This window comes from Clavibacter michiganensis (assembly GCF_016907085.1).
Lineage (GTDB): Bacteria > Actinomycetota > Actinomycetes > Actinomycetales > Microbacteriaceae > Clavibacter > Clavibacter michiganensis_O.
Window position 1 is genome coordinate 2029661 of the sequence record NZ_JAFBBJ010000001.1, and the last position, 16381, is coordinate 2046041.

Annotated in this window: 17 protein-coding genes and 1 tRNA gene; 5 read left to right on the forward strand and 13 right to left on the reverse strand. The window is 74.8% G+C overall.

The features are described from left to right. Nucleotides 1–41: 41 nt before the first annotated feature. A complete protein-coding gene (locus JOE38_RS09395; protein ID WP_204575966.1) occupies nt 42–1028 on the reverse strand; it encodes an aldo/keto reductase in 987 nt (328 codons plus the stop codon). 114 nt (nt 1029–1142) lie between these two features. Then, nucleotides 1143–1224: transfer RNA gene (locus JOE38_RS09400), tRNA-Tyr, on the reverse strand. Between the two features lie 130 nt (nt 1225–1354). Here JOE38_RS09400 and JOE38_RS09405 point away from each other — a divergent pair. Next, nucleotides 1355–1843, forward strand: coding sequence for a YajQ family cyclic di-GMP-binding protein (locus tag JOE38_RS09405; RefSeq protein ID WP_043583901.1), 489 nt, complete (start codon nt 1355–1357; stop codon nt 1841–1843). Nucleotides 1844–1922: 79 nt separating this feature from the next. Continuing rightward, nucleotides 1923–3392: a cardiolipin synthase gene (gene cls / locus JOE38_RS09410; RefSeq protein WP_204575968.1), complete on the forward strand. Its 1470-nt coding sequence runs from the start codon at nt 1923–1925 to the stop codon at nt 3390–3392. Nucleotides 3393–3401: 9 nt separating this feature from the next. Here cls and JOE38_RS09415 read toward each other — a convergent pair whose 3' ends face one another. From JOE38_RS09415 to ubiE, 5 genes are all read right to left on the reverse strand, one after another. Further along, nucleotides 3402–3890: a MarR family winged helix-turn-helix transcriptional regulator gene (locus tag JOE38_RS09415; RefSeq protein ID WP_204575970.1), complete on the reverse strand. Its 489-nt coding sequence runs from the start codon at nt 3888–3890 to the stop codon at nt 3402–3404. A gap of 124 nt (nt 3891–4014) precedes the next feature. Then, nucleotides 4015–4707: a prepilin peptidase gene (locus JOE38_RS09420; RefSeq protein ID WP_204575972.1), complete on the reverse strand. Its 693-nt coding sequence runs from the start codon at nt 4705–4707 to the stop codon at nt 4015–4017. A 137-nt stretch (nt 4708–4844) separates the two neighbouring features. Beyond that, nucleotides 4845–6215, reverse strand: a complete 1371-nt coding sequence (locus JOE38_RS09425) for an FAD-dependent oxidoreductase (RefSeq protein ID WP_204575975.1) — start codon at nt 6213–6215, stop codon at nt 4845–4847. Between the two features lie 91 nt (nt 6216–6306). Further along, on the reverse strand, nt 6307–7380 hold the full coding sequence (locus tag JOE38_RS09430) for a polyprenyl synthetase family protein (protein WP_204575977.1): 1074 nt from the start codon (nt 7378–7380) through the stop codon (nt 6307–6309). Between the two features lie 33 nt (nt 7381–7413). Beyond that, nucleotides 7414–8148, reverse strand: coding sequence for a bifunctional demethylmenaquinone methyltransferase/2-methoxy-6-polyprenyl-1,4-benzoquinol methylase UbiE (ubiE, locus tag JOE38_RS09435; protein WP_204577167.1), 735 nt, complete (start codon nt 8146–8148; stop codon nt 7414–7416). Nucleotides 8149–8308: 160 nt separating this feature from the next. On the opposite strand from ubiE, the gene JOE38_RS09440 reads away from it, so the two are divergent. Then, on the forward strand, nt 8309–9583 hold the full coding sequence (locus JOE38_RS09440; protein ID WP_204575980.1) for an isochorismate synthase: 1275 nt from the start codon (nt 8309–8311) through the stop codon (nt 9581–9583). Here the strand turns inward: JOE38_RS09440 and JOE38_RS09445 are convergent. Both JOE38_RS09445 and JOE38_RS09450 read right to left on the reverse strand, forming a co-directional pair. Further along, a complete protein-coding gene (locus tag JOE38_RS09445) occupies nt 9580–10908 on the reverse strand; it encodes an MFS transporter (protein WP_204575981.1) in 1329 nt (442 codons plus the stop codon). The genes JOE38_RS09440 and JOE38_RS09445 overlap by 4 nt on opposite strands. Beyond that, nucleotides 10905–11474 (reverse strand): ArsR/SmtB family transcription factor, encoded by a 570-nt coding sequence (locus JOE38_RS09450; RefSeq protein ID WP_204575982.1) that lies wholly within the window; start codon nt 11472–11474, stop codon nt 10905–10907. Before JOE38_RS09450 ends, JOE38_RS09445 begins: the two co-directional genes overlap by 4 nt. A 98-nt stretch (nt 11475–11572) precedes the next feature. On the opposite strand from JOE38_RS09450, the gene JOE38_RS09455 reads away from it, so the two are divergent. Further along, nucleotides 11573–12310: a tyrosine-protein phosphatase gene (locus tag JOE38_RS09455; RefSeq protein ID WP_239544796.1), complete on the forward strand. Its 738-nt coding sequence runs from the start codon at nt 11573–11575 to the stop codon at nt 12308–12310. A 27-nt stretch (nt 12311–12337) separates the two neighbouring features. Here JOE38_RS09455 and JOE38_RS09460 read toward each other — a convergent pair whose 3' ends face one another. From JOE38_RS09460 to JOE38_RS09470, 3 genes are all read right to left on the reverse strand, one after another. Next, nucleotides 12338–13192: a DMT family transporter gene (locus JOE38_RS09460; protein WP_204575983.1), complete on the reverse strand. Its 855-nt coding sequence runs from the start codon at nt 13190–13192 to the stop codon at nt 12338–12340. 82 nt (nt 13193–13274) lie between these two features. After that, nucleotides 13275–15032, reverse strand: a complete 1758-nt coding sequence (gene menD / locus JOE38_RS09465) for a 2-succinyl-5-enolpyruvyl-6-hydroxy-3-cyclohexene-1-carboxylic-acid synthase (protein WP_204575984.1) — start codon at nt 15030–15032, stop codon at nt 13275–13277. Nucleotides 15033–15038: 6 nt separating this feature from the next. After that, a complete protein-coding gene (locus JOE38_RS09470; protein ID WP_204575987.1) occupies nt 15039–15461 on the reverse strand; it encodes a PLD nuclease N-terminal domain-containing protein in 423 nt (140 codons plus the stop codon). A 139-nt stretch (nt 15462–15600) separates the two neighbouring features. Here JOE38_RS09470 and JOE38_RS09475 point away from each other — a divergent pair, with 139 nt between their 5' ends. Beyond that, nucleotides 15601–15993, forward strand: a complete 393-nt coding sequence (locus tag JOE38_RS09475; protein ID WP_204575989.1) for a DUF4229 domain-containing protein — start codon at nt 15601–15603, stop codon at nt 15991–15993. Nucleotides 15994–16003: 10 nt separating this feature from the next. Here JOE38_RS09475 and JOE38_RS09480 read toward each other — a convergent pair whose 3' ends face one another. Further along, complete coding sequence (locus JOE38_RS09480) at nt 16004–16381, reverse strand: hypothetical protein (RefSeq protein WP_204575990.1); 378 nt, start codon at nt 16379–16381, stop codon at nt 16004–16006.

Below are 16381 nucleotides of genomic sequence, written 5' to 3' on the forward strand. Positions count from 1 at the left end.
GCGGTCGCCCCAGGATACGGGCGGGGCGGGATGCGGGCGGGTCAGGCGATCTCGTCGCGCGTCGCCCGGGCGGCCGCGGACGCGAGCCGGGACACCTCGTCGTCGTCGAGCGCGAGCTGCGCCGCGGGCATCAGCTGCCGGATCTGCCGGACCGTGCGCGCGCCCACGAGAGCGCTCGCGATCCCGGGCCGGCCGAGCACCCACGCGATGGCGACCTCGGCGACCGTGACCCCGCGCGTCCGCGCGACCTCCTCGGCGGCGCGCACCGTCGCGTGCCCGCCCGCCGACATGTACTGCTCGGCGTCGAGCGCGCGGGCCGACGGCACGGCGGGCGCACCCGGCAGGTACTTGCCCGTGAGGAACCCCTTGGCGAGCACGCTGTGCGCGACGAGGCCGAGGCCCTCCCGCCTGACGAGCGCCTGCAGACGCCCCTCCGCGTGGTCGCGCGCCAGCAGGCTGTACTCCTCCTGCACCACGCCGACCGGCACGGCGCCGGATCCGTGCGCGAGCGCGAGCGCCTGCTCGATCCGCTCGGGCCGGAACCCGGAGACGCCGACGAGACGCGCCTTGCCCTCCTTCACCAGGTCGGACAGCGCGGCGACGGTCTCCTCGAGCGGGGTGCGGGTGTCGTCGAGGTGGGCGTGCACGACGTCGACGTGCGTCGTGCCGAGCCGGCGCAACGAGGCATCGACCCCGCGGCGGATGGACTCCGCCGACGTGCCGGGGGCGTCGCGGCTCTTGCCGACCTTCGTGCCGACGACCACGTCGTCGCGGCAGCCGCGCGCGGCCAGCCAGCCGCCGATGATCGCCTCGGACTCGCCGCCCGCGTGGCCGGGCACCCACTGCGAGTACGAGGACGCGGTGTCGACGAAGGTGCCGCCCTCCTCGCGGTAGGCGTCGAGGATCGCCCACGCCGCCTCGCGGTCGGCGGTCCAGCCGAAGCCGCTCGTGCCGAGGCCGAGCGTGGAGACGACGACGCCGGACGTGCCGAGGGCGCGCGTCGAGGGGCCGGGTGCGGCGGGGAACATCGGTGGTGGATCCAGGTCGTCGGGCGCGCGGGCGACTCTGCCCGCGCGGGCGGGCCCCGACGGATGCGTCGAGGCAGACGAACGGCCCCGCGCGAGCGGGGCCGTCCAGTGCGGTGGCGAGTGAGGGATTCGAACCCCCGAAGGCTGAGCCGTCTGATTTACAGTCAGATCCCTTTGGCCGCTAGGGTAACTCGCCATGCGCACCCGACCTGTGTGATCACGGACCGGAGACGCTCGTCGATGATAGCGGGCGCCGGGCCGCGAACCGAAATCGTCGGATCCCCTCGCCGCGGGCCCGCAGCCGCCCGTCCCTTAACATGGTCGGCATGGCAGATTCCTCGTTCGACGTCGTCAGCAAGGTCGACCGCATGGAGGCGGACAACGCCGTCCACCAGACCCAGAAGGAGGTGGAGCAGCGCTACGACTTCAAGAACGTGGGCGCCTCCATCGAGTGGAGCGGCGACACCATCCTCATGAAGGCCTCGAGCGAGGAGCGCGTGAAGGCGATCCTCGACGTGCTGCAGACGAAGATGATCAAGCGCGGCATCGGCCTCAAGAGCCTCGAGGAGGGCGAGCCCTTCGCGTCGGGCAAGGAGTATCGGATCGAGGTCACCCTCAAGCAGGGCATCGACCAGGCCAACGCGAAGAAGATCGGCAAGATCATCCGCGACGAGGGCCCCAAGAGCATCAAGAGCCGCGTCGAGGGCGACGAGCTCCGCGTCTCGAGCAAGAGCCGCGACGACCTGCAGCAGACCATCGCGCTGCTCAAGGGCGCCGACGTGGATCTCGACCTGCAGTTCGTCAACTTCCGCTGATCCGCCGGGCGCCGCAGGCCCGTGTCCGTGCGGCGCCCGGCCCGGTCGCGACGGCATCCCGCCGGATAGACTCCGGCTGATGGACCCCTCGATGACCACCCTCGTCCTAGCGGGGCTCGCGGTCGTCGTCGACTTCATCGTGCGCGTAGTGGCCCTGCTGGTCATCCCCCGGAATCGCCGGCCGTCCACCGCCATGGCGTGGCTGATGGCGATCTTCTTCCTGCCGTACATCGGCATCTTCCTGTTCCTCCTCATCGGCTCCACCCGGCTGCCGAAGCGGCGCCGGGAGAAGCAGCAGGAGATCAACCGGTTCATCATCGAGTCGACCGAGGGCATCGAGCGCGTCACGCGCGAGCACTCCTGGCCGTCGTGGCTCGACTCGGTCGTGGAGCTCAACCGCACGCTCGGCTCCATGCCGCTCGTGGGCGGCAACCGGGCGAAGCTGTACAGCCACTACGACGAGTCGATCCAGGCGATGACCGCGGAGGTCGAGAAGGCCACGCGGTACGTGCACGTCGAGTTCTACATCCTCGCGTGGGACGTCACGAGCGCCCCCTTCTTCGACGCGCTCGAGCGCGCGGTGCAGCGCGGCGTCACCGTGCGGGTGCTGCTCGACCACATCGCGTCGCTGCGCGCGCCCGGCTACAAGCGCACCACGCGCAAGCTCACGGCGATCGGCGCGGACTGGAACCTCATGCTCCCCGTGCAGCCGCTGCGCGGGCGCTACCAGCGGCCGGACCTCCGCAACCACCGCAAGGTGCTCGTGGTCGACGGTCGCGTGGGCTTCATGGGATCCCAGAACATGGTGCACCGCAGCTACAACAAGGTCGTCAACCGCAAGCGCGGCCTCAAGTGGCAGGACCTCATGACCCGGCTCGAGGGCCCCATCGTCAGCGGCCTCAACGCGATCTTCATCACCGACTGGTACGCGGAGACCGACCAGCTGCTCGTGCGCGAGACCGAGCCCATCGAGATCGCGGCCTCGGACGACGACGAGGAGCTCGACTGCCAGGTCGTGCCGTCCGGCCCCGGGTTCCCCGGCGAGAACAACCTGCGGCTGTTCAACGCGCTGCTCTACTACGCGCAGGAGCGGATCGTGATCACGTCGCCGTACTTCGTGCCCGACGACTCGATGCGGTACGCGATCACGACGGCCGTGCAGCGCGGGCTCTCGGTGGAGCTGTTCGTGAGCGAGATCGGCGACCAGCCCGTGGTCTACCACGCGCAGCGCTCGTACTACGAGGAGCTGCTGAAGGCGGGCGTGCGGATCTGGATGTACCGGGCGCCGTACATCCTGCACAGCAAGCACTTCACGATCGACGACGACGTGGCCGTCATCGGCTCGAGCAACATGGACATGCGGTCGTTCAGCCTCAACATGGAGGTCTCGCTGATGGTGCGCGGTCCCGGCTTCGTGCGTGAGATGCGGCGGGTCGAGGACGGCTATCGGAAGCGCAGCCGCGAGCTGACCCTGGAGGAGTGGAGCCGGCGCACCCGCACCAGCACGGTGCTCGACAACCTGGCACGCCTCACCTCGGGCGTGCAGTAGCCGCGAGGGTCAGTCGGCCTCGGGCGCCGGGCCGTCGGCGCCGTCCTGCTCATGCGCGACGGCCCGGTCGAGCACGGCTTGCAGGAGCGAGCGCAGCTCCGAGTCGCCGGAGTCCTCGATCGACGCGTCGCCGGCGATGTCGCGGCGGACCTGGTCGCCCACGCGCCAGATGACGGGCAGCATGTCGCGCCCGGCGTCGGTCAGGCCGACGGAGAGGCGCCGCTCGTCGCTGGTGTCGCGGAACCGGGTGACGTAGCCGAACACCTCGAGGCGCTTGAGCAGCGGCGAGAGCGTGCCGGGGGTCAGATGCAGCTTCTCCGCGAGGTCGACGACGGCCTGCGGCTCCTCCTCGTCGAGGGCCAGGAGCACGAGGTACTGCGGATGCGTCAGGTTGAGCGGCTGGAGCAGCGGGCGGTAGAGCGAGACCACCGCGCGCGAGGCCGCAGCCAAGAGGACGCCGGTCTCGTCCTGCAGCAGCGTGAGCGATCTCTGTGCCATTTCTCTTCCTCTGGCTCGTCAGTACGTCGATGCCGGGGTCTTGGACACTACGTCCACCGTACGCCTGTCGCGGCGAGGGGGACCTCCGCGCACAGGCAACCATCGGCCGGGGTCGTCCGCACGCTCAGGTGAGCGTACTGGGAGCGGACGCCACGAGGAGCGCGCCCAGCACGAGCCACGGGCCGAAGGGGACGGCGGTCGACGCCCGCGCGCGGCCTCCCACGAGGAGGGCCGTCGCCGCGACGCCGCCGAGGAGCGTGCCCGCGGCCAGGCCCAGCGCGACCTGCGCGGGCCCGAGCAGCCCGAGCACCAGGCCGACGACGCCGGCGAGCTTGACGTCGCCGGTGCCGAGGCCGCCGCCGGTCGCGGCCTGGAGGAGCCCGAGCACGAGGACGGCACCGGCACCGCACGCCGCCGCCTGCAGCAGGAGGGGGGATCCGCCGGTGGCCAGCGCGAGCGCCGCGGCCGAGACCGCCGCGGGAGCGGTGGCGCGGTCGGGCAGGCGGTGCGCGGCGAGGTCGGCGAGCACCAGCACCGGGCCGACGGCCACGACGAGGAGCGCCACGGGGATCCGCGCGGGCGGCGTCTCCGCGACGACCAGTGCCGCGACGGCGCCCGTGACCAGCGCGGCGGCGATCGCGGCGGTGCGGCCGAGGCCGGGGAGCGGATCCAGCGGGCGCGCGTCGAGGCCGTCGCGGCGGCGGCCGCCGGCGAGGGCGACGCGGGCGAGCGCCGGGGACCAGGCGCCGAGCGCGGCACCCGCGAGGCCCGCGACCCCGGCCGCGACGACCAGGGCGGGCGGGGCGGCGGGGATCACGCGGCGACCCTAGGGGTTGCGATGCTCCGACCGGGCGGACGGGCGCGCGGCTGGGGACGGACGACGGACGGGCGCCCGCGGAAGGACCGCGGGCGCCCGTCGGCGTCGATCAGGGAGAGTCCGTCAGCGCGTGCGGATCACACGGACTGGCGCGGGCGCGACGCCTCGAGCATCTCGTCGCGCTCGACCACCTTGATGCGGGCGCGGCCGTGCGGCTGCCCCAGGGCGATCTCGTGCTCGTCGAGCGCGTGCCAGCCGGCGAGGTCGGTGTACTCGATGCCGCGCTCCGCGAGGAGGTCGACGATCGCCTGCTCCTCGGGCGCCTCGGGCGTCCACCAGTCGCCCTGGTCGTTGAGCACGTGGGAGACGGTCTCCATGGCGTCGGACTTGGTGTGCCCGATGAGGCCGATGGGCCCGCGCTTGATCCAGCCCGTGGCGTAGACGCCGGGGATGCGCGTGTTGTCCATGTCGAGGACCTGGCCCTCGTGGTTCGGGATGACGCCGCGGCGCTCGTCGAACGGGATCCCGTCGACGGGCGAGCCGAAGTAGCCGACCGCGCGGTAGATGGCCTGCACGGGCACGTCGCGGTACTCGCCCGTGCCCTCGACGCCGCCGAGGCCGTCCGGACGCGTGCGCTCGATGCGCAGGCCCGCCACGCGCGGCTCGGCGTCGTCGGACGCGAGCACCTCCGCCGGGCGCGAGTAGAAGTGCAGGTGCAGGCGGCGGGACGCGGATCCGGTCTCGCGCGTGCGCCACTTCTCCAGCACGCGGCTGATGACCATGACCTGCTTGTTGGTCTTCGCGGCCTCCTCGGCGGCGGGATCCACGCCGAAGTCCTCGTCGTAGACGATCACGTCGACGTCGGGCACCTCGCCGAGCTCGCGGAGCTCGAGCGGCGTGAACTTCACCTGCGCGGGACCGCGGCGGCCGAAGACGTGCACGTCGGTGACGGGCGAGTGCTTGAGCCCCGTGTAGACGTTGTCCGGGATCTCGGTGGGGAGCAGGTCGTCGGCGTGCTTCGCGAGCATGCGCGCCACGTCGAGCGCGACGTTGCCGTTGCCGATCACCGCGACCTCGCGGGCGTCGAGCGGCCAGTCGCGCGGGAAGTCCGGGTGGCCGTCGAACCAGTTGACGAAGTCGGCCGCGCCGTAGGAGCCCGGCAGGTCGATGCCGGGGATGTCGAGCTCGGCGTCGCGGATCGCGCCCGTGGAGAAGATGACCGCGTTGTAGTGCTTCTGCAGGTCCTCCAGCGTGATGTCGCGGCCGTAGTCGACGTTGCCGAAGATGCGGATGTCGCCGCGGTCGAGCACGTCGCGCAGCGCGCCGATGATGCCCTTGATGCGCGGGTGGTCGGGCGCGACGCCGTAGCGGACCAGGCCGTACGGCGCGGGGAGGCGCTCGAACAGGTCGATGGAGACGTCGAACTGCTTCTCGGCCTTCAGGATGATGTCGGCCGCGTAGATGCCCGCGGGCCCTGCGCCCACGATGGCCAGCCTGAGCTTGGTCACTGGTGTCTCCGGTTCGTCGTCGTCCCCGTGCCGGCCGTGCGGGGGCGTGGTGGTGCGGATCCCCGCGAGAGCCGGCGGGGACGAGCGGCAGCTAGCGCGTGCGCTCGACGATGGTGTCGGCGAAGCGCGTGAGCGCCTTCTTGACCGGGCCCTCGGGGAGGGGCGCGAGCGCGTCGACCGCCTCGGCGGCCCAGCGGTGGGCCTCCGCGATGGTGCGCGCCGTGACCTCGTGGTCGCGGAGCTCGGCGATGGCGGCGGTGAGGTCGGCCTCGGACTCGGGCGTCTCCTCGTGCTCCACGTCGCGCTGGATCCGGGCGAGCAGCGTCGCGGCGGCGGCGTCCGTCTCCGCGAGCCGGCGCAGGTAGAGGAGCGGGAGGGTGGCGACGCCCGCGCGGAGGTCGGTGCCGGCGAGCTTGCCGGTCTCCTCGGGCTGGTCGGCGAGGTCGAGCACGTCGTCGACGAGCTGGAAGGCCACGCCGGTGCGCTCGCCGAAGGCCAGCACGGCCGACTCGAGCTCGGGATCCGCGCCGGAGTAGATGACGCCCATCTGCGCGGCGCACGCGATGAGGGAGCCGGTCTTGTCGGCGAGGACGTCGAGGTAGTGCTCGATGGGGTCCTGGTCCTCGCGCGGGCCGATGGTCTCGTGCAGCTGGCCGAGGACGAGGCGCTCGAAGGTGGCCGCCTGCAGGCGGATGGCGCGCGGGCCGAGGTCGGCGACGATCTTGCTGGCGCGGGCGAACAGGAGGTCGCCCGCGAGGATGGCGATGGAGTTGCCCCACACGGCCTGCGCGCTCGGGACGCCGCGGCGCATGTCCGCCTCGTCCATGACGTCGTCGTGGTACAGCGACGCGAGGTGCGTGATCTCGATGGCGACGGCCGCATCCACGACCTGCTGCGTGTTGCCCTCGCCGAGCTGCGCGATGAGGAGCGCGAGCATCGGGCGCACGCGCTTGCCGCCCGCGTCGAGCAGGTAGCGCGTGGTGACGTCGGCCACGTCGTCGGCGAACCGGACCTCGCGGAGCAGCTGCTCCTCCACGAGCGCGAGCCCGTCGTCGATGCTGCGCGCCATGCGGCGATCACCGGAGGACGAGAAGAGGCGCTCGGTGAGGCTGGCGTGGGAGGCGACGGAGGTGCCGCGGCGGGCGAGCGGGATGCTCGGACTCATGTTCGGCGTCCTTGTCTGTGGGTTCACGCGCGGTCAGGACGCGGCGGGACGGGGAGCGGCGTGACGGCCGGCGGGCTTGACGCCGCGGTGCAGCGCCACGATCCCCGCGGTGAGGTTGCGGTGCTCGACGGACGCGAATCCCGCCTCGCGGAGCCACGAGGCCAGCGTCTCCTGGTCGGGCCAGGCCTGGATCGACTCGTTGAGGTACTCGTACGCGCTGGCGTTGGAGCTCACGAGCTTCACGAGCGACGGCGCGACGGCCTTCATGTAGAGGTCGTAGCCGCGGCGCACGAGCGGCACGGGCGGCGTGCTGAACTCGCAGATGACGAGGCGTCCGCCGGGCTTGAGCACGCGGAGCAGCTCGTCGAGGCCCTTCCGCGGCTCGACCACGTTGCGGAGGCCGAAGGAGATGGTGACGGCGTCGAAGGAGTCGTCCTCGAAGGGGAGGTCGGTGGCGTCGGCGTGCACGAACTCGATGCGCGGGTTCCCGGCGTGACGGCGGCGGCCGACCTCGAGCATGCCCTCGGAGAAGTCGGCGGCGACCACGTGGGCGCCGGACGCGGCGAGCGCGGCGCTGGAGGTGCCCGTGCCCGCGGCGAGGTCGAGGATGCGCTCCCCGGCGACCGGCGCGACGGCCCGCGTGGTGGCGACGCGCCACAGCTGGTCGTTCCCTACCGAGAGGAGGGTGTTCGTGCGGTCGTAGGCGCTCGAGACCTCGTCGAACATGGCCGACACCTGGCCGGGCTTCTTGCTGAGGTCTGCTCGCATCACGCGTTCAGTCTATTCGGGCGCGCTGGGCGCGCGGTGGGCGGCGGCCGGATGCCCAGGGGCCCATCAGAGGACGGGGGCGGCGAGCGTGGGCGGGGCCCGCATCGGGGGTCGGCCGGCACCCGGGGAGGCCCGGATCCCCGGCGGTAGGCTGGCATCCGTGACCGCATCCCGCGTCCGAGCGCTGCTCGTCGACACCACGCCCGTCGACTCCATCGCCCGGCTCGTCCCCCTCCTCGACGCCCGGCACCCGCTCCTGTGGCTGCGGCACGGATCCGGGATGGGCGGCATCGGCGAGGCCCTCCGGCTCGAGTTCCGCGGGCCCGACCGCGTGCGCGCCGCTGCCGCCGCATGGCGCGAGGTGGCCGCGGCCTCGACCGTGACGGATCCCCTCGGGATCCCCGGCTCGGGCCTCATCGCGTTCGGCGCCTTCGCCTTCGCCGACGACTCCGAAGCCGCGAGCGTCCTCGTCGTGCCGCGCGTCGTCGTCGGGCGGCGGGACGGGGTGTCGTGGGTGACGCGCATCCGGCTGGCCGACGAGGAGGAGGGCGACGTCGCCTCCCCGCTCGACGCGCTCGCCGCCGGCGCGATCCCCGTGCCCGAGCGCTCCGGCGCCGAGTACCGCCTGCACCTGCGGCCGGGATCCATGGGCCCCGACGACTACGAGGCGGCCGTGGCGCGAGCCGTCGCCGCGATCGGCGCCGGCGACGTGCAGAAGGTCGTGCTCGCGCGCGACCTCGTGGGCCGCCTCCCCCTCGGCGGCGACCTGCGGCTCGCCCTCAGCCGCTTCGCGCTCGGCTACCCGGACTGCTGGACGTACGCGGTCGACGGCCTCATCGGCGCGAGCCCCGAGACCCTGGTGCGCGTCGGCGGCGGCACGGTCGGCGCGCGCGTGCTGGCCGGCACGGTCTCCCGCGGCGCGGACGCGCGGGCCGATGCCGCCGCGGCCGCCGGCCTCGCCGCGAGCCCCAAGGACAACGAGGAGCACGCGTTCGCGCGCGACAGCGTGCTCGACGCGCTCCGACCCCACAGCCGCGACCTCGCCACCACGGACGCGCCGTTCACGCTCAAGCTGCCGAACCTGTGGCACCTGGCGAGCGACGTCACGGGCACGCTGGGCGACGGATCCTCGTCGCTCGACCTCGTGGGCGCGCTGCACCCGACGGCCGCGGTCGCCGGGCATCCGACGGCCGCCGCCCTGGAGCTCATCGCCGAGCTCGAGCCCGCCGACCGCGGACGCTACGCCGGGCCGGTCGGCTGGGTCGCGGCCGACGGCGACGGCGAGTGGGCCATCGCGCTGCGGGGAGCCCAGGTGGATCCGTCGGGCGCCATCGTCGCGCACGCGGGCGCCGGCATCGTCGCGGGATCCGACCCCGAGCGCGAGCGCGCCGAGACGGCCATGAAGTTCCGGCCCGTCGTGGAGGCGCTGGGCTAGAGTCCGGCCCCGTCGACGGCTGGCGCCTCCGCCGCCGCTCGCTCCACCGCCACGCGTCTCCGCAGCAGCGACGGCGCGGCGATCGACGCGACGACCAGCGCCGCGAGCCCGCCGACGACGATGCCGGCGACCGGGCCCGCCGCATCCACCACCGCGCCGACCCCGGCCGCCGCGAGCGCGACCCCCGTGTTGACGGCCGTGTTCACCCACGCGGACGCCTCGGTGCGCACCGACGGCGCGGTCTGCGCGTCGGCGAGGAGGTAGCCCGACACCATGGCGGGCGCGAGGAACAGGCCGACCGGCACGAGCGCGGCGCCGAGCAGGAGCAGGGCGAGCGCGTCGGGCGCGGCGGGGAGCCCGGCCGCGACCCCGGCGAGCAGGGCCGTCGCGGCGAGCATGGCGGCCACGAGCACGACCAGGCGGATCCGCGCGGGCGCCCGCCACGCGCGCGTCCCGTACGCGAGGCCACCGACCGCGCTGCCCGCGGCGAAGGCGGCGAGCAGCGGGCCCGCGAGCGCCGTGCTGCCGGCGCGCTCGGCCAGCGCGGCCACGGCGACCTCGACGGATCCGAGGACCGCGCCAACCCCGAGGAGCATCACGAGCAGGGGGATCACGAGCGGCTGGCGGAGCGGATCCGCTGGCCGGCGGCGCGCCGCTCGCTCCGCCCCGCCCGCCGTCGCCTCCCGCGGCGGCGTCGGCCGCCCGCCCTGCGCTCGGGACAGCCGTGACGACGTCATCCCGAGCGTCCCCAGCACGCTCGCGGCGGCCGACGCGAGCACGGCGACCTCGGGATCCGCGACCGCGACGAGCGCCGCCACGAGGAGCGGGCCGACGGTGAAGACGACCTCCTCCCCCACGGCGTCGAGGCTGTAGGCGCGCGTCCGCATCCGCGCGTCGGGCACGAGCGCGGCCCAGACGACGCGCATCGCCGCGCCGAGCGGCGGCATCGCGAGGCCGGCGAGCGCGGCGGTCGCGACGACGACCGCGACCGGCGCGCTCACGCGGACGACCGCGAGGACCCCGACGAGCCCGAGGGCGTGGGCGACCGCGAGCGCCACGAGCACGGGACGCTGGCCGCGGGCGTCCACGAGCCGCGCGCGGGCCGGTGAGGCGAGCACGTTGGCCAGGCCGAACGCGCCGGTCGCGAGACCGGCGGCGGCGAAGGACCCGGTGCGCGCCTGGACGAGGAGCAGCAGCGCGAGCGCGACCATCGCGAACGAGAGCCGGCCGAGCATCGCCGGGAGGAACACGCGCAGCGCGCCGGGCAGGGCCAGGACGGCGAGGTAGCCGGTGCGGGCGGGAGGCGGCGTGCGGGTCGCGGTCACGCGGGCGCCGGATCCGCGGGCGCGGGCGCCGCCGACGGATCGGTCGCGGGCGCCGCCATCGCGAACAGCGCCATCGTCGCGCTCACCGCCACGTCGTCGTCGCCCGGGCGGCGCGCCGAGTCGTCGTGGAGCACAGTGCCGAGCTCGCGGGCCAGCTCCTGCACGCGGATCCACGTGCCGGTCGAGACCGTGAGCTCGGCGTCCGTGATCACCGGCCGCGTGCCCTCCGCGTGCAGCGCGGCACGGCGGGTCAGCTCGGCCGTGAGCGCGGCGGCCAGGGTCGGCATGGCGCCCCCGGTCAGCGCGTCGAGCCGCTCGCCGCTCGCGGGCACGTGGCGGTAGCGCTTGGCCGCTCCCCCGCGGATCCGCTCGGTGCCCGCCTCCTCGAGGAGTCCCGCCTCGCGCAGCCGCCGCAGGTGGTAGCTCACGTTCGCCTGCGTCTCGCCGAGCTCGCGCGCGGCCTCGGACGCGCTCACGGGCGAGCGGGTGCAGAGCGAGAGGAGGCGCAGGCGCAGCGGGTGCGCGATGACGCGGAGGTCGCGGAGGTCGGTCTCGTCGGCGGGCACGCGGCCATCCGACCACGCGGGAGCACCAACTGTCAAATAAGTGTTTGAGGGTCGGGAGGATGATGCGGGGCCGCTCGCCGCCGTGGTCGACTCGAGCGATGACCGCATCCGACCGCGCCCTCCCGATCGACGGCCTCGTCAACGCCCGCGACCTCGGCGGCATCCGCCTCCGCGGCGGCGGCACGACCCCGACCGGCGTCCTCGCCCGCTGCGAGGACGCCGACCTCGTCACCGACGCCGGATGGGAGCACGTGCGCGAGCTGGGCTTCCGCACGGTGCTCGACCTCCGCCAGCCGGCGGAGCGCGCCCGCGACACGCACCCGCGACCCGACTGGATCCACGTCGCGCACGTCGACCTCGACGGCCTCGACGACCACCCGGACTTCTGGGTGCCCTACTGGGACACCGGCCTCGTCGGCACGCCCCTGTACTACCTGCCGCACCTCGCCGAGCTGCCGGAGCGCGCCGGATCCGCGCTGCGGGCGATCCTCGAGGCCCCCGCGGGCGGCGTCCTCTTCCACTGCGGCGCCGGGCGCGACCGCACGGGCCTCGTCGCCCTGCTGCTCCTGCTCGCGGTCGGCGCCGAGCCGGACGACATCGTCGACGACTACCTGGAGGCGATCCGCCGGGGCCCCGAGCGGTCGGCGAACTCGGGCCAGCCCGACATGGAGCCCGCGATCGAGGCGTTCCTCGCCGAGCGCGGCACCACGAGCGAGGCCGCGTTCCGGGAGGCGATGGACGGCGTCGACCTCGACGCGCTCTTCGAGGCGGTCGGCTCCACCGCCGACGAGCGCCGGGCGCTCGGCACGTGGCGCGGCACGATCCCGGCCTCCTAGCCGCGCCCGGGACCGGACGGACGCGCCTCAGGTCGACGACACCGCGATCAGGAGCACCGCGCCGGTCGCGAGCGCGGTCGAGGCGACCCGACGCGCGCTGAGCCGCTCGCCGAGCGCGAGCCACGCGACGATCCCCGACATGACGATGCTCGTGCTCCGCAGCGCCGCCACCTCGGCCACGGGCGCGTGCTCGAGCGCCACCAGGCTGAGCACGTAGGAGAGCGGGATGAGCACGCCCACGACCGCGGCGAGGCCGAGCCGACGGCGGTCCCCGGTCGCGGCGGCACCGAGGTGGCGGCGGGCGACGACGCTGATCATCCCGAGCTGCAGCACCGCGACGACCGCGTAGTACGGCAGCGGCGGGATCCCCCAGCTCACGACCACGGCGGCGTCCCACAGCGTGTACGCCGCGATGACGACGGCCGTGAGCGCGCCCCAGCCGACGCCCCTCCCGCGCCCGTCGCCGGATCCGTCGCGCAGGAGCAGCAGCACGGAGGCCGCGATGAGCGCGACGCCGACGCCCGACGGGATCCCGAGGGGCTGGCGGAACAGGGCCACCCCGAGCACCGCCACGAGCACGGGCGCCAGGCCGCGCGACACGGGGTACACCACGCTCACCTCCCCGCGCCGGTAGCCCGCCTGCAGCACCAGCATGTAGCCGCCGTGGAGGACGGCGCCCACCGCGCCCGCGCCGATCCACGACCACGCCGGGACGGACCCCTGGGCGAGCACGACGACGACCGCGACCGGGAGGGCGACCATCGGGCCGACGGCGGTGCTGAGCCAGACGAAGGCCGTGCCGCCGGCCGCGCCGGCCTTGCTCAGCGTGTTCCAGCCGGTGTGCGCGACCGCGGATCCGAGCGCGAGCGCGACCCCCAGCATGCGTCCCCCGATCGCGCGGGTCCGGGCCCGCGCCCCGACGGTATCGGACGACGCGCGGCGGGGCGCGCCACGAGGGCAGGCGCTACCTGGCCAGCGGCACCTCGATGAGGAGCGGCGCCTCGGACGCGGTCGTGAGCGCCGCCTCCAGCTCGCCGTGCGTCGCGGCGCGCAGGTGCGTCCAGCCGTAGGCCTTCGCGAGGCTCGCGAGGTCCACCCGCTGGGGCGTGAACATGACGCGGTCGATGGCGGCGGGCGCGGCCGTGTCCGCGACCTCGAGGCCGTCGAAGATGGTGCCACCGCCGTCGTTGCCCACGATGACCTGGATCCGCGGCACCCGCTCGCCCGTGCCGATGAGCAGCGAGCCGACGTCGTGCAGGAGCGTGAGGTCGCCGACGAGCACGCGCGTGATCCCGGCGGCCGCGCTCCCGGATCCGGCCTGCGACGCGAGCGCGATGCCGAGCCCGGTGGAGATCGTGCCGTCGATGCCGGCGAGCCCGCGGTTGGCGTGCACGCGCACGCGCTTGCCGGGGAGCGCCCGGTCGGCCTCGCGGATGAGGCGCGACGCCCCGAGCACGAGGCGGTCGTGCGGCCAGGTGGCCTGCCAGAGCGCGCGCACGAGGTGGCGGCGGGTGACGTCGGCGCGGACGGCGGCGAGCTCGGCGCGCGCGAAGTCGCGGCGCTCGGCGGGCGTGGTGCCCGAGGGCAGGAGCGGCGCGGACTCCGCGGCGCTCGCCTCGTCGAGGATCGCGCGGCTCGCCTGCACCCACGTGCCGAGCCAGCGGCGGGCGTCCGCGGGATCCGCGGGCTCGCCCACCACGCGCACGGCGGCCGGGTGGGCGGTGACGCGGTGGCGCGGGTCGTAGTCCTCGCCGCCGGTGGATCCGACGACGATCGCCTCGACGTCCTCGCGTCCCACGAGCAGCGGCACCTCGCGCGTGAGCGTGGGGTGGCCGAACACGATGACGCGCTCGACGCGGTCGCCGAAGCCCTCGCGCGCGAGCAGCTCGCGGAAGGAGACGACGAGGTTCGGGCCGAAGTGGGATCCGCTGGAGATCTCGGCCGCGAGCGGCCAGCCCCCGGCGCGCGCGAGCTCCTCGGCGGCCTCGCCCGCGGCATGGCCGGCGACGACGAGGGTGCGCGGGCCGTGCGGGAGGTCGAGGACGTCGGCGGGCGAAGGCGCGGCGGGAGCGGCGGCGGCCTCGTCGGCGGCGGCGCGGGCCTCCGCGACGGCGTCCGCGAGGTCCGGCACCGCGACGGACAGCGGATCCCGGAACGCGACGTTCACGTGCACGGGCGTCCGCTCGTCGCGGGCACGGCGGTACGCGTCGCGCGCGAGACCCGCATCGTGCGCCAGGTCGTCGGCGGTCTCCTCGGGCGCCGGCACGTCGACGACGACCACCCGGTCGCCGAACATCCCGGGCTGGCGCGTGGTCTGGTTGCTCGCGATGCCGCGGAGCTCCGCCGGGCGGTCGCCCGTGAGGAGCAGCATCGGGACGCCCGAGTGCCAGCCCTCGAGCACGGCGGGGTGCAGGTTCGCGACGGCCGTGCCGGAGGTCGTGATGACGGGCGCCGGGCGGCCGGACTCCACGCCCAGGCCGAGCGCGAGGAACCCGGCGGCGCGCTCGTCGATCCGCACGTGCAGGCGCACGCCCTCGACGCGCTCGAGCTCGGCGGCGACGAGCGCGAGGGCCTGGGAGCGGGATCCGGGGCAGAGGACGACGTCGGTGACGCCCTCGCGCACCAGCGCCAGCAGCATCGCGATGGCGCGATCCGTCGACGGGTTCCCGGTGCGGGGAGCGGCGGAGGAGGGGCGGGTGGGGCGGGAGTCTGTCGTGGTCACCGGAGGTCAGGCGTCCCGGCGGCCCGGCGCGCGGTCGTCGTCGTCGCGGTTCGGGCGGGTGGGGCCGCCCGTGGCGCCCGGCTCCTGCGGGTCGTCCGGAGCGGTGCCGTCGCTGTCGAGGTCGGCGAGCTCCTGCTCGAGGCGGCGGATGCGCTCCTCCTCGGAGCGCGTGCGGCCGAGGCCGGAGAGGAAGTCGGGGTCGTCGTCCGGGCCGAGGCGGCGACCGGATGCGCGCGCGAGGTCGGTGCGGTCCTTGCCGATCGCGAGCCACAGGATGCCGCCGATGACGGGCACCAGGACGACCACCGCGATCCACGCGGGCTTCGGGAGGCCGCGCATGCGGGTCCGCGGCGTCAGGGAGGTGTCCACGATGACGAAGACCGTGAAGAACACGATCACGACGGCGAGACCGATCAACAGGCGGGGCATCTCCCGATGGTAGCTCCGCAACCGGGGAGGACGCCGGGCGTCCAGCGAGCGGGAAGAGGGCGCCGGCCGCACCCCGGCTGGGCGGCGGCGGCCCGCACAGGCGGCGGGCCCGTCCAGGCGACCGACCTATGCTGACCCGGTGAGTTCCCGTCGCTACTGGCTCGTCTACACCGTCGTCCGCATCCTCCTGTTCGCCGTCCCGTTCGGGCTGGTCGTCGCCGTGAGCCCGGACTTCTGGCCGCTGGCCGCCGTCATCGGCGCGGTGGTGTCCTTCTGCGGCTCGTACATCTTCCTGAGCAAGCAGCGCCAGGCCATGGCCGCGGATCTCGCGGCCGTCGCCGCCGGGCGCCGCAAGCCCGTGGAGGACGACGACTCCGAGGACGCCGCGGTCGACGCGGCCGAGCGCCGGGCTCGCGCAACCGGATCCGCCGACGTCGCGCCCGCCGCTACGGCCACGGGCACGCCGCGTGCCGGCAGCCCGGACACCGCCGCGGCCGCCCCGCGCGCCGACGGCGAGGCCGAGCGCAGCTGAGCCGCGCGCGTCAGACAGGGCCAGCGGGTCCGTCGCGCTCGATCGGCACGTAGGCGACCCACCGGCCGGTGGTCGGAGGAGCCTGATCGCGCACCGCGGGAGGCGTGATGCGCGTGGACGACGTGAGCCGTCCGTGGTCCATGACCAGGTACCGCTCCCCCGGCCGCGCCTCCGCGGACGCCCGTGCGACCTGGGCCGCGAGGGCGGCGGCCGCCCGCTCGGGATCCGTCGCCTGGCGCTCCGTCCACCACGCCTCGAGCCCCGCGTCCACCACGAGCACCGCGCGCCGCCCGCCGCCCGACCGCTGCCGCAGCACGAGCAGCCGCGGGTCGTCGGTCGCCCACGTCTCGTGGTCGGCGTCGAGCGCCGCGACGACCGCCGGATACAT